This is a genomic window from Mesorhizobium maamorense (assembly GCF_044998965.1).
Lineage (GTDB): Bacteria > Pseudomonadota > Alphaproteobacteria > Rhizobiales > Rhizobiaceae > Mesorhizobium.
In genome coordinates, this window is sequence record NZ_CP173356.1 from 1,214,729 (window position 1) to 1,239,905 (window position 25,177).

A 25,177-nucleotide genomic window follows, 5' to 3' on the forward strand; every position below is an offset into this window, starting at 1 on the left:
GGGTACGGACAACCAGGATCACCTCGCGCATGCTCGATCGCAACAGGCAGTCCCAAATCGCCGGTCCTCGACATGGCCAGGCTTTGTCCGCGGACCTCTATTATGACGGGGCGCAGAATTATAGTCCTTACGGTCGAGACTATGCCGCTCACGACGAGAGATTCAATCCGCTCAAGCTGCTTTTCTATGTCGTGCAATATCGCTGGCTGATTGTCATGATGGCGGTGGCTGGCCTAGTTGCCGGTATCATAGTGACAATGATGCAGACGCCGAAATATCAGGCAACGACACAGCTGGAAGTCCTGGTCCCTTCGGCAAAGGTTTTTCAGGACATCGAAGTGGTTTCCGAAAACAGCGACTTACGCGCGTTTCTGACCGCTCGCGAGAAACTGAAGAGCCGGGCGCTGGCCCAGCGCGTCGTGTTTCAGTTGGGGCTCTCCGAAAAACCGGATTTCCTATTCCCAACCCCGAGCTTCTCGCTCAGCAACATCCTCTACCGTGCATTCGGAATTTCCAAATCGCCTTCGATCCAGGAAAAGACCCCCGAAGAGCGAGAGGCAATGGCGATCAAGCGCGTTCTGAAGGATCTGACGGTCAACCTTGTGACCAACACCAGCTTGCTGTCGATCACCTTCATCGACCAGAAGCCCAGATACGCAAGCGACGTCGCCAACCAGGTCGCGCAGAGTTTTATCGATCAACGTCTCGACCAGACCAGCGAGACGTCCGATCTGGCGAGACAGTTCATCCAGGAACAGGTCCTGCAGGTCAAGCAGAAGCTGCAGAAGTCCGAGGAGGAGCTGGTCACCTATGCGAAGGATGCCGGCATCACCGTCACCGGCGACGACAAATCGCTGATCGGATCGAACATCGAGGCGCTGAACACAGCGCTCGCGACCGCTATCCAGGATCGTCTTGATGCCGGTCGCGTCGTGGACCAGATAGACAAGGGGCGAGGCTCCAGCCTGTCGCCGGTTCTGGAGAGTGATGGCTTACAAAAACTCAGCGAAAAACTCGCGGACCTCAAGAGCCAATATCAGCAGAAACTGAGCATTCTGAAGCCTGGCTTTCCGGAGATGCAGCAACTCCAGTCGCAGATCAAGGAGCTGACGCGGCTCTATAATAACGGCGTCCTGGCGATAACCGATTCGCTGCGCCTGAAGTACCAGGAAGCGCAGAATAAGGAAGCCGACCTCAAATCCAAGCTCGCCGAGATGGAAAAGCAGCAGGTCGTCTTCAATGACAAGAATATAAAATACACCATCCTCAAGCGCGAGGTCGATTCCAACCGGTCGCAATATGACAGTCTCATCACCAAGCTGAATGAAGTAGGCGTCAGCTCCGAGCTCAAGACGCAAAGCGCAGCCATCGTCGATTTCGCGACCCTGCCCGCAAGTCCCTATTCTCCGCGCCTGATCATCAATCTGGCGATCGCGCTAGCGCTGTTCATGGCTCTCACTGCATCGATCATCTACATCATCGAGTTGCTGAACAACACCTTCACCAACCCCGAGCAGGTCGAAAGGGAGCTGGGGCTGGCCATGCTCGGCATCCTGCCGCTCGTCGATGACCGCGAACTGACGGCCAGCATCGCCGACCAGAAGTCCGGGCTATCGGAAGCTTATCGTTCGCTGCGAACATCGCTGCAATTCTCCGGCGCGGAGGGCGCGCCGCGTTCGCTGCTGGTGACCAGCTCCGAGCCTTCCGAAGGCAAGTCGACGACCTCGTTCAAGCTCGGCCAGGATTTCGCCGCCCTCGGTGCGAAGGTCTTGCTTATCGACGGCGATCTGCGCAAACCGAATCTTCATCGGCTGTTCGGTCTCGACAACGCGATCGGGTTGAGCAATCTCCTGACGAATACCGTGCGCAAGGAAGATGTGGCGGGCATATTCAGGACGACCAAATATCCCAACGTGACCGTGCTGACGTCCGGAACGATCCCGCCCAACCCCGCGGATCTGCTTTCATCGCCGAAGATGGCGCTGATCGTCACCAATCTCGGCAAGCGCTTCGATCTCGTCATCATCGACGCTCCGCCGATCGTCGGCCTGTCCGATGCGCCCATTCTCAGCCGGCTTGCCGAGGGCACGCTGGTGGTCATTTCCACGAACCAGGTGACGCGCAAGGCGGCCAAGACGGCGCTGAAACGCCTGCGCGCAGCCGGAGCGAACGTGATCGGGGCGGCAATGTCGAAATTCGCGGTGAACAAGTTCGACTACAACTACGCCTATAAATACATGAACTACCAATATTACGAACATGGCGCGGGCACGCCGAAGATTGAGGGCAAAGTCGATGACGGAGCAGGCCAGCCCTCTCATGCAAAATCTCCTGCGTTCAAGCGTTTGGTTCGTCGCCTCCGTTCTGGTGTTGATGGCTTCGTCGATCGGGCTAAGTCGGCTCCTTGAGGAGGGAACGCCGAGCGTGTCTCTGGCACTGGACCCGCTGAACGCAGATGCCTTGATAGACGAAATTGCCGGCGAGCTGAACGAAACGAGCGTCGATCTCGGCGCCTTGGCCGCCAAGGCCAAGAATGCGCTTCGCTTCAATGTCGCGGACGCCCGTCTCTACAGCCTGATCGGTGAGATCAGATATCGGCAAGGCGAACAGGCCCAGGCTTTCGAACTTTTCGACCAGGCGCGAAAACTGTCCAAGACTGAAATCCATGCGCTGCAGAGGTCCATCGATCGCTCGATCGCGGCAGGCGATCTGGCGAGAGCCGTGGGCGAGATCGACACCTTGCTGCGCCGGTGGCCAGACCAGTTTTCGGCCATCGCCCCAGGCTGGCCTGCCATCCTTTCCAATTCCGACGGCTATCAGGCCGTGCTGGCAGCCCTGGAGGCAGAGGCGCCGTGGCGTGGTAAGCTTTTTCTCGCCCTTGGCCAGAATCCGCAAAGCCTGGGACCTGCAAACCAGCTGCTGCTCGATCTCGGACGCACGGATGCGCCGCCGAAATCCAGCGAATTGTCCGCCGTTATCACCGGTTACATCAAGCAGAAGGACTATGGCCCGGCCTATCGGCTGTTTCTTTTCAGCCTGTCCGATCGGGAGCGGAAGCTGGGCGGCTATATCTTCAATGGCGGCTTCGAGCCGCTCTTCAGCGGCAAGCCGTTCGACTGGGTGATACACGACCGATCTGGGCTGGAGATCACCTTTGCTGGATCGCAGGGCGCGGGTGAAAGTGAAAGCGACAGCGGGGCGACGGTTCGATTTCTAAACACGCCGGTCAAGAACGCTGCGCTTCAGCAATATGTCGAATTGCCCCCCGGTTCTTACCGGATGTCCATGACCGTGTCCGCAACAAATCTCAAACTGCCAAAGCAGCTGTTCTGGTCCGTCAGATGCGCGGACCCGTCAAGCGAGATAGCGCGCTTCAACATACCGGAAGGCACATTCAACCGGCGAAGCCTGAGCCTGGATTTCACCGTCGGACCGGCTGCGTGTCCGATACAGTTGCTGAGGCTGGAAACAGCCGCAATTGCCGAGAGCTGGCGGTTTCGATACGTCGGCACGCTGGTCATGCACAGATTGAGCATCGAGAGGGTGTCGTCGTGAGAGCACGGTCACGGCAGCCCGGGCAGTGGGACAAATACCTGCTTGGGTCGGTTCTTTTCCTGTCCCTGCTGATTGGCGGCGGCACCGCGAGCGGCCTCTACACCGAAACGCTGATCGAGATCGCGGCGATTCTCTCGGCCGCGGCCATCCTGTCGCGGCCCAGCGGACAAACAATTCCCCGGGCGATCTTGTGGCTGATTGCTCTCGGCCTAGCCGTGTTCTGCTTCCAGATCGTTCCGCTGCCCGGGGCCTTGCTGGACGGCTTGCGGCCCGAGGTGCTGCTTGCCAGACCCTGGCTGGATGGTGAAACGCAATCGCGCTTCGTCAGCGTCGGCGTCGGGCGCACGATCGAGTGCATGTTGTATTTCGCCGCCGCCGCGGCATTTTTCCTCGGCGTCACCCGCCTGCGCACCGAGGAGGTCTACGGCCTTGTTCCTTTCTTTTTCATGGGCGTCATCTGCAATGGCCTGGCCGCGGCGATCCAGTATTCGCTCTCCGACACAGTCGCCATAGAAGGATTGCTGCCGTTTACGATCAATGCGGGCCTGTTTGCCAATCAAAATCACTTTTCGGCCTTGCTCTTCGTCTCCATCCCATTCGTGGTCTATTACGGCTTGTTCCGTGGACATTTTCTGTCCGGATCGCTTGGGCTGACGGTGCTCTTGCTGCTTCTTCTGGCAGCCGGCTCGCGCGCCGGCATTCTGATCGGACTGGTGATCACCGCGATATCAGTTGTCTTCCTGTCCGCTCGCTCAAGGGCGGGCGGATATGGCATTCTTGCGGTTTTCATCGGGCTTTCCGTCTACACGATCGGCGCATGGGCGAAGATCGATGCGAAAGTGGTCGATCCGGCTTTCGGCAGGGCAGAGTTTGCTCGCACCACGATCGAAGGAATGAAAGAGAACTGGGTGACTGGCGTTGGTTTCGGCAGCTTTCCGAAGGTCTATCAGATATACGAAAAAGCCGGAATGATTTTCAGAACTTATGTAAATCATGCCCACAATGACTACCTCGAATTGGCACTTGAGGGCGGCATACCGGTCGTTTTGTTAATGATTGTGTATGCCATATTGCTTTTCGCCTCGTCGGTCCGGATTCGCCGGGAGCCGTTACAGAAGGCTGCATTTCTGTCGGTGTCGTTTTTGCTCGTTCACTCTCTTGTCGACTATCCCCTGCGAACCGCAGCACTCGCGATGACGTTTGCCTATTTGAATGCGATCGTCTTTCACAAGGGTTTTGCCGAGCGGCTGAACCAAAGGCGCGAGATGGGCGAGATAGGCCATCACGATGAAGACAATCTGCTTGTCCCGGCCAGGACCTCGGGCCCGGCAAGGCAAGGGCGGTTGGCAGGGGCCGGTGACACTCACTCGGCCCCTTCGTCGGGCACCAGATTGACAAGCCACGGCATGAAACCTAAGCACGGGCGGCTTGTGTCAGGGGAGGGGACTTAGGCATGTCAAGGAGAGTTTCTTGAAAGGAATTATCCTTGCTGGAGGCAGTGGAACGCGCCTTTATCCGCTAACGTTGGCGGTCTCCAAGCAAATCCTCCCGGTATACGACAAACCGATGATCTATTACCCGCTGAGCGTTTTGATGCTTGCGGGGATTCGAGAGATTCTGGTCATATCCACGCCGCGGGACCTGCCGGTTTTCCGCGAGCTGTTGGGCGATGGATCGGAATTCGGGCTTGAGTTGTCCTACGCCGAGCAGCCGCAGCCCAACGGGCTTGCGGAAGCGTTCATTATCGGCCGCGATTTCATCGGCGCGGACAGCGTTTCGATGATACTGGGCGACAACATCTATTTTGGCGACGGATTGTCCAAGCTTTGCCGCACCGCGGCATCGCGCGAAAGCGGCGCTTCGGTGTTCGCCTACCATGTCGAGGATCCGGAGCGCTATGGCGTGGTGTCCTTCGACAAGACCACTGGAACCGCGCTCACGATTGAGGAAAAACCACAGAAGCCGAAATCCAACTGGGCCGTCACCGGCCTTTATTTCTACGACAACCAGGTTGTCGATATCGCCTCAAGGATTCGGCCCTCGGCTCGAGGCGAGCTCGAAATCACGGCGGTCAACAATGCCTATCTCGAGCGTGGCCAGTTGCAGGTGCATCGGTTGGGGCGCGGCTATGCCTGGCTCGATACCGGCACTCACGACAGCCTGGACGATGCTTCTTCGTTCGTGCGTACAATCGAACGTCGCCAGGGCATCAAGGTCGCCTGTCCGGAGGAAATCGCCTTCGAACAGGGCTGGCTGAGGGCCGATGAAGTGTTGCAGCGGGCAACCCGCTTGGGAAAAAATGAATATGCCGCTTATCTGCGCCGTCGCGTGGTCGAGTTGTCGGAGGACTAGATGCTGGAGGTGAGACCCCTTGGCATCGAAGGTCTGCTCGAAATCATTCCGAAGCGGCACGGCGATGCCCGCGGCTACTTCACCGAAACCTGGAACGCCGCACGCTTCGCCGAGGCCGGCCTCGAACTCGCCTTCGTCCAGGACAATCACTCCTATTCCGCCGCGGCCGGTGTCGTCAGGGGATTGCACTATCAGTTGCCGCCACGTGCCCAGGACAAGCTGCTGCGCGTTGTCAGAGGCAGCGTCCTGGATGTCGCGGTCGATATCCGCCGCTCCTCGCCGACATTCGGAAAATGGGTTGCCCTCGAGGTCTCGGCCGAGAAGGGCAACCAGATCCTGGTGCCCAAGGGCTTCGCCCACGGCTTCATGACGCTCGTGCCCCATACCGAGGTGCTGTACAAGGTGACCGACACCTATTCGCCCGAACACGACCGCTCGATCCGTTTCGACGATCCGGCCATCAGTATCGAATGGCCGCCGCCGGCTGGCGGCTTCCAGCTTTCTGACAAGGACCTCAAGGCGCCGCTGCTCGCCGCCGCCGAGGTGTTTGCCTGATGAACATTGCCAGATGCACGGGGATAGCGGCATGAACTTTCTGGTGACGGGCGGGGCCGGCTTCATCGGTTCGGCGGTGTGCCGGCATCTGTGCGCCAACCCGGCCTACCGGGTGACCAATCTCGACAAGCTGACCTATGCGGGCAACCTGGCCTCGCTGCGGCCGATCGAAAATGCACGAAATTACAGCTTCGCCCACGCCGACATCTGCGACGAGAGGGCGGTGCTCGACATATTGCGCCGCGGCGATATCGACATCGTCATGAACCTCGCCGCCGAGAGCCATGTCGACCGCTCGATCGATGGGCCGGGCGCCTTCATCGAGACCAACATCGTCGGCACCTACCGGATCCTCAACGCAGCGCTGGAGTACTGGCGCGGCCTTTCCGACGACAGGAAGGGCCGTTTCCGCTTCCATCACGTCTCGACCGACGAGGTGTTCGGCGACCTGCCCTTCGATGGTGGCATGTTCGTGGAAGAGACGCCTTACGCGCCGTCTTCGCCCTATTCCGCCTCCAAGGCGGCCTCCGACCATCTGGTGCGCGCCTGGCACGAGACCTATGGCCTGCCGGTGGTGCTGTCCAATTGTTCGAACAATTACGGGCCCTACCATTTTCCCGAAAAGCTGATCCCGCTGGTCATCCTCAACGCGCTCGACGAGAAGCCGCTGCCGGTCTACGGCGCCGGCGGCAATGTGCGTGACTGGCTGTTCGTCGAGGACCATGCGCGCGCGCTGGAACTGATCGCCACCAAGGGGCAGCCGGGCGAGAGCTACAATGTCGGCGGCAATTCGGAACGCACCAATCTGGGTGTCGTCGAGACGATCTGCGATCTGCTCGACGCCAGGCGCCCCCGGGCCGGCGGCAAAAGCCATCGTAACCTGATCTCTTTCGTCACCGACCGCCCCGGCCACGATCGCCGCTACGCCATCGACGCCTGCAAGATCGGCCGCGAGCTCGGCTGGGCGCCGAAGGAGAATTTCGACAGCGGCCTGGCAAGGACGGTCGACTGGTACCTGGACAACAAATGGTGGTGGGGACCGATCCGCGAACAGCGCTATGCCGGCGAAAGACTGGGCGAAGCCCGCAAGGCGGCCGTGTGAGGCTCGCTGTCACCGGACGCGAGGGCCAGATCGCGGCAAGCCTTCTGGAGGCTGGGCGCGGGCGCGAAGATGTCGAGGTCATCGCCATCGGCCGGCCGCAACTCGACCTCGCGCGGCCCGGGACCGTGATCGACGCCATAGCGGCCGCCATGCCCGATATCGTCGTGTCGGCCGCCGCCTACACGGCGGTGGACCAGGCCGAGGACGAACCCGAGCTCGCCTTTGCGGTGAACGCCGCCGGCGCCGGCGAGGTGGCGCTGGCGGCGGCTCGGCTCGGCGTGCCGGTCATCCATCTGTCGACCGACTATGTCTTCGACGGCACCAAGGACGGTCCCTATCTGGAAACCGACGCGACCGCGCCGATTGGCGTCTACGGCGCCTCCAAGCTTGCCGGCGAACAGGCGGTGGCATCAGCCAATCCGCGCCACCTGATCTTGCGCACGGCGTGGGTCTACAGCCCGTTCGGCAAGAATTTCGCCAAAACCATGCTGAGGCTGGCCAGCGACCGCGACGAGATACCGGTTGTGGCCGACCAATGGGGAAATCCCACTTCCGCGCTTGATATCGCTGACGCGATCCTGCATGCGGCAGCACAGCTGCACCGCAACGAGGATTTCGCCGCGTGGGGCATCTATCATCTGGCCGGCACGGGCGAGACCAACTGGAGCGGCTTCGCCCGCCATATCCTGGACATAAGCGGTGGGCTCGGTGGCCCCTCCGCGCGGGTGCGCAATATTGCTGCGACGAACTATCCGACCAAGGCGCGCCGCCCCGCCAATTCACGGCTGTCGAGCGCGAAGTTCGCCTCCGTGTTTGGATGGAGTGCGCCGGTACTGCAGAAGTCGGCGCGAGAGGTGGTCCGTCGTCTCCTGAGCAGGTGACCTGACGGGCTTTGACTGCATCAACAACCATCAACCCGCGGGGATTCACCGGCTGCCACAGCGCGAAGCCGTATTTCAGCGTCGGCGGTTATCGAGTTGGTGATAGAGCTCGGCGTATGCTTTTCCCATCCTGTCAGCTGTAAAGAGGCGAACGTAGCGATCGCGAGCAGCTCGCCCCCAGTTCGCTGCCTCGACCGGCGAATCGACGACCTGGTTGATGGCTTCGGCAAGGCGTCCTGGATCGGAAGGCGGTACGACCAGCCCAGTCTCGCCGGCCTTGTTCACATAACTTGTTCCCGTTCCGATCTCGCAAGAGATCATCGGCTTACCGCACATCGCAGCCTCGACGAGAGAAAGCCCGTAGGCTTCCGACCTTTGGTTTGACGGAAAAACGAACCCCAGGCAGTTGTGGAGGAGCGCCATCTTGTGCCGCTCGGCCACCTCGCCGAGGAAAATCACATTGTTGCGACGCAACGTCTTGGCCTGAAGCTTCAGGCGCTCTTCGATAGGCCCTGATCCGGCAATAACGATCTTGCACCTGACTTTGTCGGCCGCCTGAATCAGCACGTCCAGCCCCTTGTAGTAGCGCAAGACGCCGACGAAGAGCACGAAAGGCTCCGTCACCGCCGCTTGGCACCATCTGTTGTCGGCTTCGGTCGGCGTGGGATAATCGGTTTCATTGATGCCGATTGGGATGATCGCCGATTTGCCCTCCAAGGCTCTGAGAACGGGGCTCGATTTCAAATAGTCCGGAGATGTCGCGACGATAGCGTCCACATCCCTGAGGAAGCGCAGCATCAGCGGCCGATAAAGAGGCAGCAAAAGCCTCTGTTTGACGATGTCGGAATGGTAGGTGACGACGGTCGGTTTGCCATGACGGGATTGAAAATGCACCATGTCCATGAGTGGCCATGGGAAATGGTAATGTATGAGGTCGGCTTTCCTGGCGAGCGCTCCGAAGTTCCGAAAGACCTCGAACGAAAACCCGGTCGACGCCAGTTCGAAATCCAGCTTGGCTTTTCGGGCCATGTGCCCGTCGAGATGCTGCGTGTTCTCGTTCGGAGCACGGCTCAACGAGAGCACTTCGGTTTCAATGCCGCGGCTGGCGGTGCTTTGAGCGATGGCATGTATCGTCCGCTCCACCCCGCCAAAGGTATCGGGCCAGTACGTCTTGAAGAAATGCAGCACTTTCAAATGTTGGTCTTCCGTCTTCGCTCGATGGCCAGTTCAAAAATCTGAAGCATACCTTCCACGTCAGCGCCTTCTTGCGGTTATGGCCAATTCGAACACTGCGGCCAGGTCCAAGGCGCTTTTTCTCCAGTCGAACCGGAGCGCGTTCAGGGGCGCTTTCTCAGCCAGTCGCGAGCGCAATGCATTGTCGAGCGCCATCCGGCCCATCGCGGCGGAGATATCCTGGACGTTGGTCGGGTCAACAAGAAGGGCAGCTCCGCCAGCCACCTCGGGCATGGAAGACATGTTTGAAGTTACGACAGGCACCCCAACCCCATTTGCTTCGATAATTGGAAAACCAAAACCTTCGTATAGCGACGGCATGACAAGAAACTTCGCTCGGCGATAGAGGACAGCAAGATCGCTGTCCGTGACATATCCCGTAAGTCGCACATCCGATTCGATTTCGTGACGCACCATGCGCTCGCGCAGGTCGCCAAGACGCCACCCCTGCCCCCCCGCTATGACGAGCAGCAGATTTTTTCCTGACCGGCTCCGGAAGCAGCGCATATGCTTCCAGGAGACTTGGCAAGTTTTTGCGGGGTTCAAGTGTGCCGACAAAGAGGGCGTATTCGCGGTCGATGCCTTTGTCCGCAAGCACGCTGCTGGTCCCGCCATCCTCCAGGCGCGTCAGTCCAGGGTACACCACGTGCAGTTTCCTGGAGACCTGTGGATACAGCATTCGAATGGCATCGGCCGTAGAGCGCGAGACTGCGACGATCTTATCCGATGAAAATATTGCAGGTCGCATGAGGAAGCGATCGCCGAGCCAGCCCTGCAAACGCATTGTCGATGCCGCATGGTGCCATACGAGATCGTGAATGGTCACAACGCGGGGAATATCCGGATCCAAGCTAAAGGGCAATCTGTGGGCAGGGCCCCAAAAGATGTCGATTTTGTCGCGGGCTGCCTGTTTGGGTAAGATGGTTTGACCCCAAACCATGCGCCTGAAATTGCCTGCATGACCAGATATCCGAAACGTTCCGCCCGATAGACGAGACAGATCTGACACCGGTCGCTCCGGGAGATACAGAAAGATTTCGTGACCGGCTTCCGCCAACCCACGGCACATCTCCAGCACATAGCGGCCGATGCCTGTGAGATTGTGGACAAGGTTGCGGGCATCAATGCCGATTTTCATGAATCGGGCCGTTTTTCTGTTCGAGCCTGAAAGGAAAGCGGCTGGCGCTGTCTAGCCGTGGGCTCGACGGGCCGGCGTGCCTGTATACACGCCGGGCACTTCAATGTCTCGGACGACCGTTGCGCCAGCGCCGATGATGACATTGTCACATATGCTGAGCCGATCAATCACCGTCGCACCTGCGCCGACCAGAACCTGTGTGCCTATTCGGCAACGGCCTGCAACGGTCGCATTGACGGATATATGCGAAAAATCGCCGATCACGCATTCGTGGTCAACGACTGCGCCGCTATTGATGATGACGCCCCGGCCAACCTTTGTAAGCGGTCCCATATGGGCCTGATGAGCGACCAGTGAGCCTTGCCCGATCTCACATTGCCTCCCGACAGAGGCAGTCGGTGCGACGAGCGTCGCAAGAGGAAGAAGGGCAGATTCACATTGAGCGCGTCTTCGGGCATTGTCCCCTGAACCGGGGAAAATCAGCCACTGGCCGGCAGCACTGCTGGGGAGAACACGGACGGCAGGGAAATCGGCGAATTCCTCGCCATCCCTTGCCTCCTCGTCGACAAAAGTCAAATTATCGAATCCTGTCGATAGTGCTATATCTCCAACGCTGCGTGCGTGGCCACCAAACCCTAGAATGAGAAGCCCCTTGCTCATTGTGAAGTTCCTCATACCCCCACACGGCTATGGCATCAAGAATGCTGGTATGTCTATCTTATCCATCACCACGCGGCATAGCTGATTGAATCGGCCGGGCCAATTTCATTCGGCTGGCCGCCGTCAACGGCTCGCTTGCACCCAAAAAATAGCGCCTAACGCAGAGCCTTGATTTGATCCATCATCCGTCATAGTTCCACCCGTCATCATGACGTGCTTATTCGCGCCCGGAGAAACCAATGTTAACACGCCCCAGGCGAGCAATGTGGCTGATGAACCATGGGACCCTCAGGAAGTTTGAGGTCCCCCTCCTGGAATCTCTTGGCTACGAGGTATTCCTGCCAAAGGTCTTCCCCTATGATGAAGGAAATCTAAGCGCATCGATCGACTACAGCCGAGACGCTGGGCTTTCCATCCCGTCGGAAGACCTGGAGATTCTCAACCGACACGACTTCTATTCCGGGCTTTCGCCCGAGGTGGCAGAAATCGCCAATCGTCATTTTGACCTCGCATTCTTTGGCTTCTTCCCTACCCAGCTTGCAGGCCTTGTAAGGCAATTTAAAAACGTCTGCGTAATGAGACCATTCGGGCTTGCAAATGGAGTCACCTATACAGATGTGACAGTCGCGAGTCTTAAATACTTTTTCCTTGACGAGTTGCAAAAGAATAAGTCGCGTTTTTGGTTCGGGCAGGCTTATGATCATCTCGCAGCGATTGAGAGCGGAGTGTACCTTGAGAAAGCAATCACGCTTCCTCTCGGACTCGACGATGCGCGTGTTACTGACGAGTGGACCGGCGAAGACGCTAAAGTGCTGTTCGTCTGTCCCCGCATTGGCTCATCTCCATACTTCAATTACATCTATCGAAATTTTCTGAGAACGTTTGGCGAGTATCCTTATGTCATCGGAGGCGCGCAGCCGATCGACGTTCCCGACCCAAATGTGACCGGGATGCTACCTCGCGAAGATTATGATCAAATGATGCGCCGTACCCGTGTAATGTTTTACCACAGCCAAGAAATGCGACATCTCCATTACCACCCGCTTGAAGCGGTGCGGCTCGGCATGCCTTTGGTATTTATGGCCGGCGGAATGCTTGATCTGCTTGGCGGCGCAAATCTGCCAGGTCGCTGTAAAACAGAGGCGGACGCTAAGAAGAAAATCAAGGCCATCCTAGCTGGCGATAAAAAGCTCATAACCGCTATCAGAGCTGCCCAAGGTGTGTTGTTGCGCTCGATGTCCAGAGAGTTCTGCGAAGCTGGCTGGCGAAAGGAATTCCCCAGGATTGAAGCCAGTATAGAACTTTGCCGCGCTCAGGCGGTAGCTAACAGTAACAAAAGAAAAAAGGTCGCCGTCATTTTGCCGGCCGCATACCGTGGCGGCACCCTCAACATGGTTAAGCTCCTTGCAAAGATGCTAAAGCGTGGCAGTATGGAGCACGGTTCAACGGTAGATGTTGTCTTCGGCTATCCCAACAATCCAATTTATTCTGAGGCGGATTGGAGGGATTTATATGCCGAAGGTATAGAAACGCGTCCTTTTAAGACTGTTGAGATTGACGGAACGGACCTAAGTGAGATCCAAGCCTGTATAGGATTTGAGGCGAAAACTCAAGGCGCCAGATTCACCCTTCACAAAGATGGAACCTACGACTTTCTTGACTGCGATTTTTGGCTCTTGGGGTCAGATCGATATGTCCATCCTGTCGCACCTCTCAGGCCCTATTGTGTCTTTGCGCATGATTACCTTCAGCGCTATTACGCCCCTTTGATGGGAAATGACTACGAGCGCGGTTTCATCGAAACCGCTAGAAACGGGATCGCGGTTTTGGCGAATACTCCGCACACGATTGAAGACATCGTACATTATGTCGGAAAACCGAGGTCGCAAACAATTCTTGTCCCGCACGTAGCTGAATTAGACCAACTCGAAGAGGCGTCGAAAAAAGTCAAAAAGGGGCCATACTTTATTTGGACAACGAATCTGGGACCTCATAAAAATCACCTGAAAACTCTGAAGGCGCTCAACCAATACTACACCAGTTATGCTGGCAAGCTGGATTGCCATGTCACGGGCGTTGGGACTGACCAAATGGACCCGAGTTCGAAAGTTGATGACAATAGGTTGCCGGATCACGTCAATGAAGCTCGTGCTTTCATCCGCAAAAATCCGCACCTTGCTAGCCGTATCCACATCCTTGGCGATGTGTCGAGCTTGGAATATGCGATACAGATCAAAGGTGCGAAATTTCTGCTACACAACGTCATAATGGACAATGGGACCTTGTGTGCGGTTGAAGCGGCCTACGTCGGGACACCTACTCTTAGTAGTGACTATCCGCCTATGCGTTACATTTCCGACCGGTACTCGTTAAACACGGAATTCTTTGATTCATCAGACCATAAAGTTCTGGCAAAGAGCCTAAAAGATATGGAAAAGATGTGGTTATCAAAGCAAGCTATCCTTCCCTCCGTTGAGCATTTGAAGCAGTTTAGCTGGAGGAGCGTCTCTTACGATTTCTTCGGGTCTATCAAAGGAATATTGGGCGTTTGATGAAAATAGGCATCTTCATTGCATACCCTCCCAGGAGCGAGCTCTCCAATCAAGGGCTGGGCCGACTCCTGAGATCGATCGTCGCCGGCATAAATGAGAGCGACAGCGGACAAGTAGTCCTACTTTGCCCATCATGGCTGCAAGACGATGTTCGTAATCTCTTTCGCGGTTTTCCAACCGATCGACTGCAAATCATCGGCAAATCCAAGATTCCCCTTGTCGTTAGATTATGGGAGAAGCTCTTTGCAAGGGTTAAAAAAAGACCAAGGGAGACCAGTCGACTAACAAGGCTCAAGGCAGCTCTTTCTCGATTGGTCGCTAAGTTACTAGTGGTGACAGGTCGGGGTCTCGTTTGGATGTTGTCTTCTGACAACGATCTTTGGTTCCTTGCTAGCTCCGCTATCCTTTTCGCGATCGCGGCGATCCTTGCTCCTGTCGCGCTCTTAGCGGTAGTTGGCCTCGTTATAGCTTACACGGCCGCGAGGTCGGCGTTCACCCTTCGTGCACGGCAGCGGCTCTCAACTCTTCGATCCAAGGGCCGGCAGATTATCGAGCGTGGGTTTGGATCCTTATTGCAGCGAAAACTACCACCGCTTAGCCAAATCTTGCTGCGTGAGGTTACGCGGCGAGAATCGCTTTATCTCGTTAGAATGGCAAATTCCATGAGGGACGTTGACGTTTGGTATAGCCCGACGGTCTTCTGGCCCGAGTTCAACGCGATACATGCGTCGAGGGTTCAGGCTTTTCCGGACATGCTTATCTCGCAGTTTCCAACAGCTTTCGCGTCGACGATTAAAGATGCGCCTTACATCTATAAACGGGCGAAGGAAGCGATCGCGAGCGGGAGTTACTTCACTGCTTACAGCGCCTTGGCGGCCGAAAGAGATTTATCCAATCAGTTTTCTGTTCCTCTGGATAGAATTTCCGTAATTCCTCACGCCGCAATGAATTTATCATCACACGTAAATATAAAGGGAACTCTAGACGATCGTCATGCCCGCGACCAGTTTACAAAAAATCTTCTAGACGGATACCGTTTAACTTCCTGGAAAGGCAACGAATACCTGTCGAGTATCGATCTAAAAGACGTTAGCTTTATATTTTACGCGTCGCAATTCAGGCCGAACAAGAATGTTCTAAATCTTATTAAAGGTTACGAAATCGCACTCCGAAAGAGGTTCATTTACTCGAAACTTGTCTTGACCGGAAACGTCTCACATGCGCCCGATGTGGAGGCGTACATCAAAGAACATCGACTGCAATATGATGTCCTGTTCGCCTACGATGTTCCCGATCAAGTCCTTGCAGCATTGTACGCAAGAGCCAGCCTGGTAGTGAATCCTACCCTTTATGAAGGCGGTTTTCCTTTCACCTTCAGTGAGGGAATGTCAGTCGGAACCCCAAGCATCATGAGTCGAATTCCTCAGGTGACGGAGTTCGTTAAGTCGGATCTTGCAGACGTGATGCTTTTTAACCCACTGAGTCCGGAGGATATTGCTTCGAAAATCGCTTGGGGCTTGAAGAATAGGGAGCGGCTTCTACAGCTTCAAATGCCTCTCTACAATAAAATGCGCGATCGTTCGTGGGCTGACGTCGGGCGAGATCACGTGAGCCTGTTCCGCAAGATAGTTGCTGCAGATGGATCAGAAATCAAGTTTCCGTGAGATCTGCGCTTACGTATGCCAACGCCTTCGGAAGGCTGACCCTAGGTAATCCGTTTAGGCATTTAGCTAGTGACCTTCAACTTAAAAGCTTCATTCCCGAGTAGGAATAGATTTCGAATTTTTCCAACTGTGGTGCGGTTTACAAATGCGCCTGACATACTCCGCCCACTGACGCTCTTCTCTAGATATTTAACGAAGCCCGTATTATGAGTTAAACAGCGATTCCGGTTACTATCTTGTATTTGTGGATAGCGCGGAGGATATCGCCGTCAAAAATGATCTGGCCATGATGAAATACAATTCCCCTTGCACATATGGACTGTAGCGTCGCGAAGTCATGAGAAGCAAGCAACAGAATCTCCGCCTGCTCGACAAGATCCAGGATGCGTTTGCGCGCTTTTCCCATAAAATTCGCATCACCGGCACCAATCACCTCATCGAGGAGGAGAATGTCGCCGCCGACCGCTGTCGAAATCGCGAAGGCGAGGCGCACCTGCATGCCAGCGGAATAGGTTTTGATCGGATAGTCGATAAACTCCCCGATATCGGCAAAGGCGACAACCTCGTCCTCTATCGAGCGCATGAATTTGGGCGAGAGACCAAGGAGAAGTCCCCGGTACAGGATGTTCTCCCGGCCGGTGGCATCAGGCTCGAAACCCAAACTCAGGTCGAACAAAGACCGGACGGTTCCCTCGACCACGCGCTTTCCGGAAGACGTCGGGTATAATCCTGCCACCATCTTGAGGAACGTGCTCTTGCCGGCCCCATTGTGCCCTAAAAGGCCGACACGTTCGCCAGGACCAATGTCCAGACTAACATCCTTCAATGCGTGGATGTCGACGATCTTCTTGCCTCCTCCATTCAACGTCGCCAGCGACGCCAGCATGGACTTCAACGACCGCTCGCTGAAGCCCACGGATGCATAATGGAGGTTTACCGACTCGAGGTGAATCCGGTTTGTCATAGGTAGAAGATCACCCTCTTTTCGGCGGACCTGCCCACGAGTGCTGCGATCATGGCGAGCACCGCTATAGTTCCGACGCACCATAAATAGTTGGCAGCGACGGGCCATTCACCATGCAGGAGTGGAGCGCGTACGATCTGGAGGAGATGATAGATCGGATTGTAGTCCAGCAGGACATGCAGATTGCCTTTGCGGAACACCGACGTCTCGAAATAGATTGGTGAGACAAACCATACCGCTTGCAATATCAGGCCAAGGGCATGCGGCAGATCGCGAAAACGGGCGGAAAAATATGCCATTATCGTCGCCCACGGCCAGACAATCAGACCGATGATTGGAAATATCGTGGGGGCGGCAAGCCAAGACCAGCCGAAATTCTGCGGCATGGCGACAAGCACCCAACCGATGAGGCTGATGCTGGCCAGGGCAAGCACTATAAGCCCGGAAATGACGTTTCGAAGCGTATATATCGCTAACGGGTGACGTGTCTGCTTGATGTATGCGTCGGCCTGGACGAAAGCCAATGCGCCTCCACTCACATTGAAGACGATGTACTCCCAGATGATGACCCCGGAGAGAATGTAGGGCGCATATTCCGAGATCGCGGCGTCGAAGATCTTGCTGAATACGATGGAGATAAGGATCGTAAGGCCCAGAGGCTGGATAATCGACCACAGGACACCGAAGAAGGACCTCCTCCAGCGGCCGCGCAGATCCGCCATCGCGAGATGCATCCAAAAATATCGCGCGGCCCAAATGCCCCTAAGATACTCGTTCACAGGCCATGTCCTTAACGCAAAGTCACCGCGGTCGATCCTCGAAGTAACCGATGATCGAGGAACATATGCGGTTCAACTGTTCCTCGGTCAGCCCGGGATAGCTCGGCAGATTGATGCCACGCTTGCTTACGCTATCGCCATTCGGAAAGGCCCGGTCAGAATAACAGTGCGGCATGTGGCTGGCTAAGGGGAAAAACGGGCGTGTCTCGATTTCGTCGTCGGCAAGACGCGCACGCAACCGATCTCGATCCTCAACGTGGTCAACGACAATCGAACACATCCAGTGCGAATGATTAACGTCGCCCACGGGATCATGGGTCCTCAAGGGAAGCCCGGACAGTCGGGTCCGGTATATCTCTGCGATCTGCTGCTTGCGGTGGATGATCTCTTCAGCCATCTCGATCTGGGCAAGCCCGATCGCCGCCTGGATATTGGTCATCCGATAATTGTAGGCGAGCATGTCGTGCCAGTATTCGCGGGTCGGCGAGACACCTTGGCTTTTCAGGCGCCGACACTTGTCCATCACCTCAGCCGATCGCGCCAGAACCATTCCGCCTTCGCCAGTTGTGATTGTCTTGTTCCCGAAGAAACTGAAGGTGGCAACATCACCAAACGTGCCGACATGCCGGCCTTTCCACCGGGTCCCGAAGCCTTCCGCGCAGTCCTCGATGAGCAAAAGATCGTGATCGCGGCAAAGGCCCGAGATCGCATCCATATCACAAGGATGGCCATACAAATGCACCGCCATGACCGCGCGGGTTCTCGGGGTTATAGCGTCACGTATTGCCTGCGGATCCACCTGCAGCGTGTCTTCCAACGAGTCGACATAGATCGGCGTCGCGCCGGTCTGCAAAATGGTGTTGACCGACGCTATGTAGGTGAAGCTTGGAACGATGACCTCGTCGCCGGCACCGATGCCCAATGCATCCAGCACAAGGTGGATGGCTACGGTGCCGTTTGCCACGCTTGTCGCCTCTTTCGCGCCTACATACTCCGCAAAAGCTTTTTCAAATCGGGGTATGAAGGCTCCACGCGAGGAAATCCAACCCGTAGTCAAGCACTCGTTGACATACGCCGATACGTTTCCGCTGAGGTGTGGCTCATATACTGGAATTCGTGCCATGGTTATTCTGCGCGAGTGAAGCGTTGATAGCCATGCGTTGTAAGCAGCTTTTCCTGCTCGGCACCCTTAAAGTCCTCGCGAATCATTTCTTGGACCAACTCAGTGAATTTAATTCTAGGTTCCCAGCCAAGGTTCTTTCGAGCTTTACTGGCGTCGCCAAGAAGCGTTTCGACTTCTGTCGGCCGAAAGTAAGCCGCATCGACAGCCACTATACATTGACCGCTTTTGTTATCGTACCCTTTCTCGTCGACGCCTTTTCCCTCCCATCTTACGTCAATATCCAGTTCCGCAGCCGCCAGGGTCACAAATTCGCGCACGGAATGCTGCTCGCCAGTTGCGATAACGTAATCCTCAGGCGCCTCCTGTTGCAACATAAGCCATTGCATCTCAACATAGTCTTTGGCATGCCCCCAGTCGCGCAGTGAATCTAGATTACCCAGGTAAAGCTTCTCTTGCATGCCTAGCTTGATCCGTGCCAGCGCTCGCGTAATCTTACGCGTCACAAATGTCTCACCTCGCATTGGGGACTCGTGATTGAACAGAATGCCGTTACACGCATAGATACCGTATGCTTCGCGATAATTGATCGTAATCCAGTACGCATACAATTTGGCCACGGCATAAGGAGACCGTGGGTAGAATGGCGTGGTTTCCTTTTGCGGCGTCTCTTGCACGAGCCCATACAGTTCAGACGTGGACGCCTGGTAGAAACGGACCTTCTTCTCCAAGCCGAGAATTCGGATGGCTTCCAAAATTCTCAACGCTCCTAGAGCGTCGGAGTTGGCGGTGTATTCAGGTTCCTCAAATGAAACGGCTACGTGACTCTGTGCCGCCAGATTGTAAATCTCATCCGGCTGAACGAGCTGAATGATCCGCATCAGACTTGATGAGTCAGTCAGATCGCCATGATGCAACGTCAGATCTACACCCTTTTCATGCGGATCATGATACAAATGATCGATGCGATCCGTATTAAAAAGGGATGTGCGGCGCCTTACGCCGTGAACGGAATAACCCTTTTCCAGCAGGAATGCCGCCAGATAGGCGCCGTCCTGCCCGGTGATGCCGGTTATCAGTGCTTTTTTTTCATCAATGTTCTCGATGTATCCGATTTGTGTCCGCCCAGCCCCTAAGGCTTTGCCCGCCCAAGCACCGTGAGCCAATGGATTGTCAGGCGCGGCCGTATACGTCGTCAAAACGCACGATATCGTCCTCGCCGAGATAATCGCCGCTTTGCACTTCAATGATCACCAGGTCAATCCGGCCAGGGTTCTCCAGCCTGTGTTTATGACCGCAGGGAATGTAGGTTGACTCGTTGGTCGCCAGGAACAGCTCCTGGTCGCCATTGACTATTTTCGCGGAGCCGCTGACCACGACCCAGTGCTCGGAGCGATGGTAGTGCATCTGCAAACTCAAACGTCTGCCGGGTTTCACCTCGATGCGTTTGATTTTGAAGCGCTCGCCTTCCTCCAGAACCGTATAGGTGCCCCACGGCCTATGTACGGTGCTGTGGACCAAATGCGCCTCATGCCCGGAAGCCTTGAGGCCCTCGAACAACTTCTTGACGTCCTGAACGCGATCGCGGGAGGCGACAAGCAATGCGTCGGGAGAATCGACGATCACCAGATCGCTGACCCCGACCGTGCCGATGACGCGTTTGTCGGAACTTATATAGCTGCCGGTGGTGTCCACCATATGAACATCGCCGCGTAGCCTGTTGCCGCTTTCGTCAGGAGTGATCAAATCGGCCATTGCGTTCCAAGATCCGATGTCGTTCCAATCCATGTCGCAAGGAACCACGGCAAGATTGTTCGCCTTCTCCATAACCGCATGATCGAGAGAGATACGCGGAGCGGAGCCAAAATGCTCCGGCGCGAGTTCGATTTTGGCAAAGCCTTCGCCTTGACTGAATCGGCCGTTCTCATAACTGTCGGAAACCGCCTGGATCACTTCGGGGCAATGCAAAGCCATCTCGTCGAGCATGCGTTGCGCGCTGAAGCAGAATATCCCCGCGTTCCAGAAGAAGCGTTTGGAGGCGACATAGGCCTTGGCTGTGTCGAGATCCGGTTTCTCAACGAAGCGGACGACTTTCTCACCATCGGCTTCGATGTAGCCGAATGCCGTGTCCGGTCTGGTCGGGCTGATGCCCAATGTGGCAATCCGCCCCAGTTTTGCATATTCGATGGCGCGGCCCATAACGTCTAGAAATGCGGGCAGGTTGCCAATCATGTGATCGGCCGGGAAGACGCATAGAATCGCATCAGGGCCCTGCGTTGCCTTGGCATGGACAGTGGCTGCCGCCACGGCAGCGGCCGTATCCCGGCCTTCCGGCTCGAGCAGAAACGTACGTGGCAACACAACCGAATCCAGTTCGTCGAAGTCGTCCTTTGTAAGGAAAAGGTGGTCCCCGGACGTTACAGCCACGAGTTCCACCACTCCCTCAATCGACGCGGCGCGCAGCACTGTGTGCTGAATAAGCGAATGCCCGTCCGCCACTTTAAGAAAAGGCTTGGGGTGCGATTGCCTTGAGGCAGGCCATAGTCGCGATCCGGCTCCACCGCTGATGATGACGGGAACCACTTTCATGAAATGACCTCTGCTTCGTTTGTGGATGCGATCGCCAGCGCCCTGTCGAGCGTCAGCGCCACAATCGCTCTCGCTCTGCCTGGGTCTGCTGCCTCCGAATAACAGCGAAGTTCAGGCGCGTTGCCGGACGGCCGCAGATGGATGATCTCGCCAGTCAGCATTTGTGTCCTTAGGCCGTCGGTCTCGTCAACTTCAGCAACAGTCCCGAACGGGGCCAGAAACCGCTGCAGTGCAGGCCGATCCGCGAGCCGACGCATCAAGCTGCGCGAACTCTCCACTGGGAAATTCTCAAGGCGTTCGCTTGCACAGGCCGGAAGATTCCACAACGCGCGCAGACCTGACAGCGACTTTCTTGTCGACGCAACCATTCCGAGGACAGCCAGGATGGGGAGCAGTGAATCCCGTGTCGGCAATGCCGTCAATGTCTTGCCGTGTAGCGAACAATCCGACCCCAAGAGAACGCCACCATTGGCTTCAAAGCCCACAACGATTTTCTCGGGGTGGTGTGAGGCTTCCATGGCTTCGACGACGAAGGGAGATCCGACCTTCGTTCTCAGAACCGTAAAACCGAAGGCTTTCGAAATACCTGAATTGGAAGTCACGGGCGTCACCACGATGTCAGCCCGCAGGAACAGAGCCGTGGCGAGGCCGATCAGGTCGCCGCGAAACAGGTCACCATTCTCGTCGGCAATCAGTGGCCGATCAGCATCGGCATCGGTCGACACGATGGCGTCGAGGTGGAATTCCCGCGCCCAACCCTTGAACTTTGCAATTGTGGTTTCGTCAACGGCTTCGGTATCGACGGGTACGAAGGTCTCCGATTTCCCGACAGGTGTCACATCTGCGCCAAAGGATCGGAGAACCTCCACCAGAAGATCCGCCGCGACCGAACTGTGCTGATAGACGCCGAGCCTCAGGCCCGAAAGGGACCCAGGCTCCAAGATGTCATCAGCGCGCGCGCGATAGGCGGCGATCGCATTGTCGTGATGTCCCGGCAAAGCCGTACCTATTGGCGGCGGGGGGCAATAGGCGTCTAGCCGTTCGGCAGCATAGTGTGCCATAGCGGCTTCATCGGCCTTGGTGATCTCGCCCCGCGGGCTATAGAACTTGATGCCATTGCGGTCCGCAGGGATGTGCGAACCCGTAACCATGAGCGCCGCTGCGTCATGCTGCCCGGCATACAACGCCAAGGCTGGCGTTGGAATGGCACCGCAATCGATCGGTTGAAACCCACTTGCCGCCAAGGCAGCCATGCAGTTGGCGGCGATCGTCGGACTGCTATCGCGCAAGTCGCGACCAACGAACACCTTGGCCTTCGATCGGACCCCATCGGCAACGAGACGCCAAGCGAAAGCCTCCGTATAAAGGCCGCTGGGTTTCCCGACTAATTCTGAAGCCAACCCTCGCAGGCCACTTGATCCAAACTTCATCACTTCGCTTTGGCTGGTAAAGGGAAGACCGTCATATTGCAGCAGACTTGGCTGTCAACCGCAAAATCGCTTCGGGCGGTTCACCTTTCCTTCCAGCTATCCACACTGCATTCCCAGCCGCGTCGACAGGGTGAGAGCCGTCTGGCGTCAAGGACCGAGCGATGGCCTCACGATCGCGCTGCCGGCATTCTCGAACCGCTTGATATCTGCGGAACCATAGGCCATAGGTCGAGAGCAGACCGCACCAGGGCAAAGAGTAGTCAAGGATTGACCTCTCCGGCCGACCCCTCTCTCTATCCTGAGTTGCTGTCGGACTCTAGGGCTCTTTGCAGTTGATGTGCAAGATCTTGATCAAACGGACTTTCTCTTCACCCGCCAACCTATGAAAAAATCTCTGGCGATGATTTCAAGTCCACGCTATGCGATACACGCGGCGGGGGCCGAAGATTTGGTACTAAAAAGAAGCCGCCGGTGACGGATGGTATTCGCTCTAGAGCCACTTTAGTATTGAAGTCTTCGCGCCTGGAGTTCAGTACCGTCCGATGAAATCCTATGTAGAAGCTGTACCCGGACTCCGGCCCACAATGCGTCGCGCCATCATCATGATTCAAGACATCACCATGGTTCTGGTGGCGGTGGCGCTTAGCCTGACTTTATCGCAGTCGAGGCTTTCGTTCGAAGCGTTCTCTCCTGCGGGTTTCGCTTGCTGGGCGAGCATCATTATTCTTAGTCATCTGTTATTCAGATATTGCGGCCTCTACAATACTGTGTGGCGCTTCGCCTCGACGCCGGATTTCTTCAACATCCTGAAGGGCTGCGCAATACTGACCATCGTCCTTTACTGTGTTTCGCTTTTTGTTCGTTCCTTTCAGCCGGTGGCGGGCCTCAATGAGCGCCAGTTCATCGTCTTCTTCCTGGTTTCTTTCACGATCATCTCGGCGCCCCGGATTTTCTACCGGTTCTTTCGCGACGGCGCGAGCTGGCGCATTCTGAGTCGCGGCAAGGCTTCGACCAAGAGAGCGGTGTTTGTCGGCAAGCTGAGCGAGGCCGACGTAATCATCCGTTTCACGCGCACGACGCAGCCTGTAGAGTATTCAATTGCGGGGATTATGGCGATCGAGCACGGTGTTCCGCAGGGCACTCGGATCCAGGGCGTTCCCGTCGTGGCCACTCGCCCCCGCCTGATCGAGGTGCTGGAAGAATACGCCAAAGGTACGACAAGCCTGGACCTGCTGATTTTCGGCAGCGGCGCCGAACGCGAGATCGAGGAGTATTCGGAGCTGGTCCGTGTTGCCCGGCAAGGCGACATAGCGGTGGTGCAGTTCTCGGGGCTTTCGCAGCTTGGCCAGGAAGGAAAGCTCGTTCTCGACGAGGTCGAGATGGAAACGATCCTGCGCCGCCCCACGGTTCCGTCCGACATCGAACGCATCGGCGCCTTCGTTGGCGGCAAGCGCGTCCTGGTCACCGGCGGCGCCGGTTCCATCGGCCGCACCCTGGTCAAGAGGTCACTGGAACTGGGCGCGGAGGCGGTGCTGGTTGCGGACAATTCCGAGTTCGGCATTTTCCAGTTGAGCCAATATGTCGAAGAGAAGGACCAGGACCGCCTCAAGGTCCGCATTGTCGATGTCGCCGACCGGCGCCAGATGACGCGTGTCGTCACCGAGTTCAAGCCGGACATCGTTTTCCACGCCGCGGCACTGAAGCATGTGCCTTTGCTCGAGGAAAACTGGGATTCGGCCATCCAGACCAATGTCTTCGGAACGCTTGTCTGTGCCGAGGTTGCCGCCAAATGCGGCGTCAAGCAATTCGTGCTTGTTTCGAGCGACAAGGCCGTGGACCCGACATCCGTGCTGGGCCTGACGAAGCGGGCGGCCGAACAGATCGTCAGCGCCTTGCATGAAACGGCCGCCGGCGAGCCCGGCGCGCGGCGCCCCGCCACCAAGTTCATAGCCGTTCGGTTCGGCAATGTCTTTGGCAGCAATGGCTCGGTCGCAACCATATTCCAGGCGCAGATCGAGGCCGGAGGTCCGGTCACCATAACCGACCGGCGCATGACGCGCTATTTCATGACCGTGGCCGAAGCCGTCGACCTCGTCATCATGTCGGCGGCCGATGCCGCCTCGCGGAAAGCCGGCGACGACTACGCCGTCTACATGCTCGACATGGGCAAACCGGTGCCGATCCTCGAAGTTGCCGAGACGATGATCCGCATGTCCGGAAAAAGCCCATACACGGACATCCCCATTCGCTTCACCGGAATCCGGCCGGGTGAAAAACTCCATGAAACGTTGCATGGTGAGGATGAGGAGCTGGTCGAACTCGGCATTTCCAAGATTTTTGGCCTGAGCACCGATGTCGCGGAATGGTCCGATGTCCAGGCGGCGCTTGCGGCCCTGCAGCAATCCGTGAAGAGCCAGGACAAGGCATCCTCGCTCGCTGTGCTTGCGGGTCTTGACCATACCAAGAAGGTAAGAGGGGACGTGCCTGAGGCCGTGATCCCGAAAGCGGCCGGGCAGGCGAACTGATGCTTCAAAAGACCCTGGCCTTCTTCGGCGCTTGAGCAGTCTGCGCAAGAGCGGCATTTATCGGCGGACCTTCGGGAC

20 protein-coding genes and 1 pseudogene are annotated in these 25,177 nt (G+C 56.7%); 11 read left to right on the top strand and 10 right to left on the bottom strand.

The features are described from left to right. Positions 1 to 29: 29 nt before the first annotated feature. From ACIU1A_RS06245 to rfbD, 7 genes are read left to right on the top strand one after another with little or no spacing between them, the layout of a single operon-like run. Positions 30 to 2,408 carry a GumC family protein gene (locus ACIU1A_RS06245; protein ID WP_404926875.1) on the top strand — a complete coding sequence of 793 codons (2,379 nt, stop codon included), beginning with the start codon at positions 30 to 32 and terminating at the stop codon, positions 2,406 to 2,408. Further along, positions 2,296 to 3,555, top strand: coding sequence for a hypothetical protein (locus ACIU1A_RS06250; protein ID WP_404926876.1), 1,260 nt, complete (start codon positions 2,296 to 2,298; stop codon positions 3,553 to 3,555). The genes ACIU1A_RS06245 and ACIU1A_RS06250 overlap by 113 nt, the downstream gene beginning before the upstream one ends. Continuing rightward, positions 3,552 to 5,006 (top strand): O-antigen ligase family protein, encoded by a 1,455-nt coding sequence (locus ACIU1A_RS06255; RefSeq protein ID WP_404926877.1) that lies wholly within the window; start codon positions 3,552 to 3,554, stop codon positions 5,004 to 5,006. Before ACIU1A_RS06250 ends, ACIU1A_RS06255 begins: the two co-directional genes overlap by 4 nt. A gap of 19 nt (positions 5,007 to 5,025) precedes the next feature. Continuing rightward, positions 5,026 to 5,907 (top strand): glucose-1-phosphate thymidylyltransferase RfbA, encoded by an 882-nt coding sequence (rfbA, locus tag ACIU1A_RS06260; RefSeq protein ID WP_140514965.1) that lies wholly within the window; start codon positions 5,026 to 5,028, stop codon positions 5,905 to 5,907. Then, positions 5,908 to 6,462 carry a dTDP-4-dehydrorhamnose 3,5-epimerase gene (gene rfbC, locus ACIU1A_RS06265; RefSeq protein WP_404926878.1) on the top strand — a complete coding sequence of 185 codons (555 nt, stop codon included), beginning with the start codon at positions 5,908 to 5,910 and terminating at the stop codon, positions 6,460 to 6,462. A 31-nt stretch (positions 6,463 to 6,493) separates the two neighbouring features. Next, entirely contained in the window at positions 6,494 to 7,564 is a 1,071-nt protein-coding gene (gene rfbB / locus ACIU1A_RS06270) for a dTDP-glucose 4,6-dehydratase (RefSeq protein ID WP_404926879.1), read from the top strand. Beyond that, entirely contained in the window at positions 7,561 to 8,445 is an 885-nt protein-coding gene (gene rfbD / locus ACIU1A_RS06275; protein ID WP_404926880.1) for a dTDP-4-dehydrorhamnose reductase, read from the top strand. The genes rfbB and rfbD overlap by 4 nt, the downstream gene beginning before the upstream one ends. Positions 8,446 to 8,520: 75 nt before the next feature. Here the strand turns inward: rfbD and ACIU1A_RS06280 are convergent, their stop codons facing one another. From ACIU1A_RS06280 to ACIU1A_RS06290, 3 genes and pseudogenes are all read right to left on the bottom strand, one after another. Continuing rightward, positions 8,521 to 9,639 carry a glycosyltransferase gene (locus tag ACIU1A_RS06280; protein WP_404926881.1) on the bottom strand — a complete coding sequence of 373 codons (1,119 nt, stop codon included), beginning with the start codon at positions 9,637 to 9,639 and terminating at the stop codon, positions 8,521 to 8,523. A gap of 60 nt (positions 9,640 to 9,699) precedes the next feature. Beyond that, entirely contained in the window at positions 9,700 to 10,185 is a 486-nt protein-coding gene (locus ACIU1A_RS06285; protein WP_404926882.1) for a glycosyltransferase family 4 protein, read from the bottom strand. Between the two features lie 184 nt (positions 10,186 to 10,369). Further along, positions 10,370 to 10,747: pseudogene (locus tag ACIU1A_RS06290) on the bottom strand (glycosyltransferase); the annotation flags it as partial. Between ACIU1A_RS06290 and ACIU1A_RS06295 the strand changes: the two are divergent. Next, complete coding sequence (locus ACIU1A_RS06295; protein ID WP_404926883.1) at positions 10,718 to 10,846, top strand: hypothetical protein; 129 nt, start codon at positions 10,718 to 10,720, stop codon at positions 10,844 to 10,846. The pseudogene ACIU1A_RS06290 and the gene ACIU1A_RS06295 overlap by 30 nt on opposite strands. Positions 10,847 to 10,867: 21 nt before the next feature. On the opposite strand, the gene ACIU1A_RS06300 is transcribed toward ACIU1A_RS06295, so the two are convergent. Continuing rightward, complete coding sequence (locus tag ACIU1A_RS06300) at positions 10,868 to 11,476, bottom strand: acetyltransferase (RefSeq protein WP_404926884.1); 609 nt, start codon at positions 11,474 to 11,476, stop codon at positions 10,868 to 10,870. A gap of 263 nt (positions 11,477 to 11,739) precedes the next feature. Here ACIU1A_RS06300 and ACIU1A_RS06305 point away from each other — a divergent pair, with 263 nt between their 5' ends. Both ACIU1A_RS06305 and ACIU1A_RS06310 read left to right on the top strand, forming a co-directional pair. After that, on the top strand, positions 11,740 to 14,028 hold the full coding sequence (locus ACIU1A_RS06305) for a hypothetical protein (protein WP_404926885.1): 2,289 nt from the start codon (positions 11,740 to 11,742) through the stop codon (positions 14,026 to 14,028). Next, positions 14,028 to 15,692, top strand: a complete 1,665-nt coding sequence (locus ACIU1A_RS06310) for a glycosyltransferase (RefSeq protein ID WP_404926886.1) — start codon at positions 14,028 to 14,030, stop codon at positions 15,690 to 15,692. The genes ACIU1A_RS06305 and ACIU1A_RS06310 overlap by 1 nt, the downstream gene beginning before the upstream one ends. Before the next feature lie 211 nt (positions 15,693 to 15,903). Here the strand turns inward: ACIU1A_RS06310 and ACIU1A_RS06315 are convergent, their stop codons facing one another. The 6 genes from ACIU1A_RS06315 to ACIU1A_RS06340 form a co-directional block, all read right to left on the bottom strand. Beyond that, complete coding sequence (locus tag ACIU1A_RS06315) at positions 15,904 to 16,656, bottom strand: ABC transporter ATP-binding protein (protein ID WP_404926887.1); 753 nt, start codon at positions 16,654 to 16,656, stop codon at positions 15,904 to 15,906. Continuing rightward, the gene (locus tag ACIU1A_RS06320) at positions 16,653 to 17,390 is read right to left on the bottom strand and encodes an ABC transporter permease (protein ID WP_404927861.1); all 738 of its coding nucleotides are present in this window, start codon (positions 17,388 to 17,390) and stop codon (positions 16,653 to 16,655) included. The genes ACIU1A_RS06315 and ACIU1A_RS06320 overlap by 4 nt, the downstream gene beginning before the upstream one ends. 67 nt (positions 17,391 to 17,457) lie before the next feature. Continuing rightward, a complete protein-coding gene (locus ACIU1A_RS06325; protein WP_404926888.1) occupies positions 17,458 to 18,558 on the bottom strand; it encodes a DegT/DnrJ/EryC1/StrS family aminotransferase in 1,101 nt (366 codons plus the stop codon). 2 nt (positions 18,559 to 18,560) lie between these two features. After that, positions 18,561 to 19,652 (bottom strand): GDP-mannose 4,6-dehydratase, encoded by a 1,092-nt coding sequence (gene gmd / locus ACIU1A_RS06330; protein WP_404927862.1) that lies wholly within the window; start codon positions 19,650 to 19,652, stop codon positions 18,561 to 18,563. Between the two features lie 76 nt (positions 19,653 to 19,728). After that, a complete protein-coding gene (locus tag ACIU1A_RS06335; protein ID WP_140738177.1) occupies positions 19,729 to 21,144 on the bottom strand; it encodes a mannose-1-phosphate guanylyltransferase/mannose-6-phosphate isomerase in 1,416 nt (471 codons plus the stop codon). Next, positions 21,141 to 22,574, bottom strand: coding sequence for a phosphomannomutase (locus ACIU1A_RS06340; RefSeq protein WP_404926889.1), 1,434 nt, complete (start codon positions 22,572 to 22,574; stop codon positions 21,141 to 21,143). The genes ACIU1A_RS06335 and ACIU1A_RS06340 overlap by 4 nt, the downstream gene beginning before the upstream one ends. 542 nt (positions 22,575 to 23,116) lie before the next feature. Between ACIU1A_RS06340 and ACIU1A_RS06345 the strand changes: the two genes are divergently transcribed. Further along, entirely contained in the window at positions 23,117 to 25,099 is a 1,983-nt protein-coding gene (locus ACIU1A_RS06345) for an SDR family NAD(P)-dependent oxidoreductase (protein WP_404926890.1), read from the top strand. Positions 25,100 to 25,177: the final 78 nt, after the last annotated feature.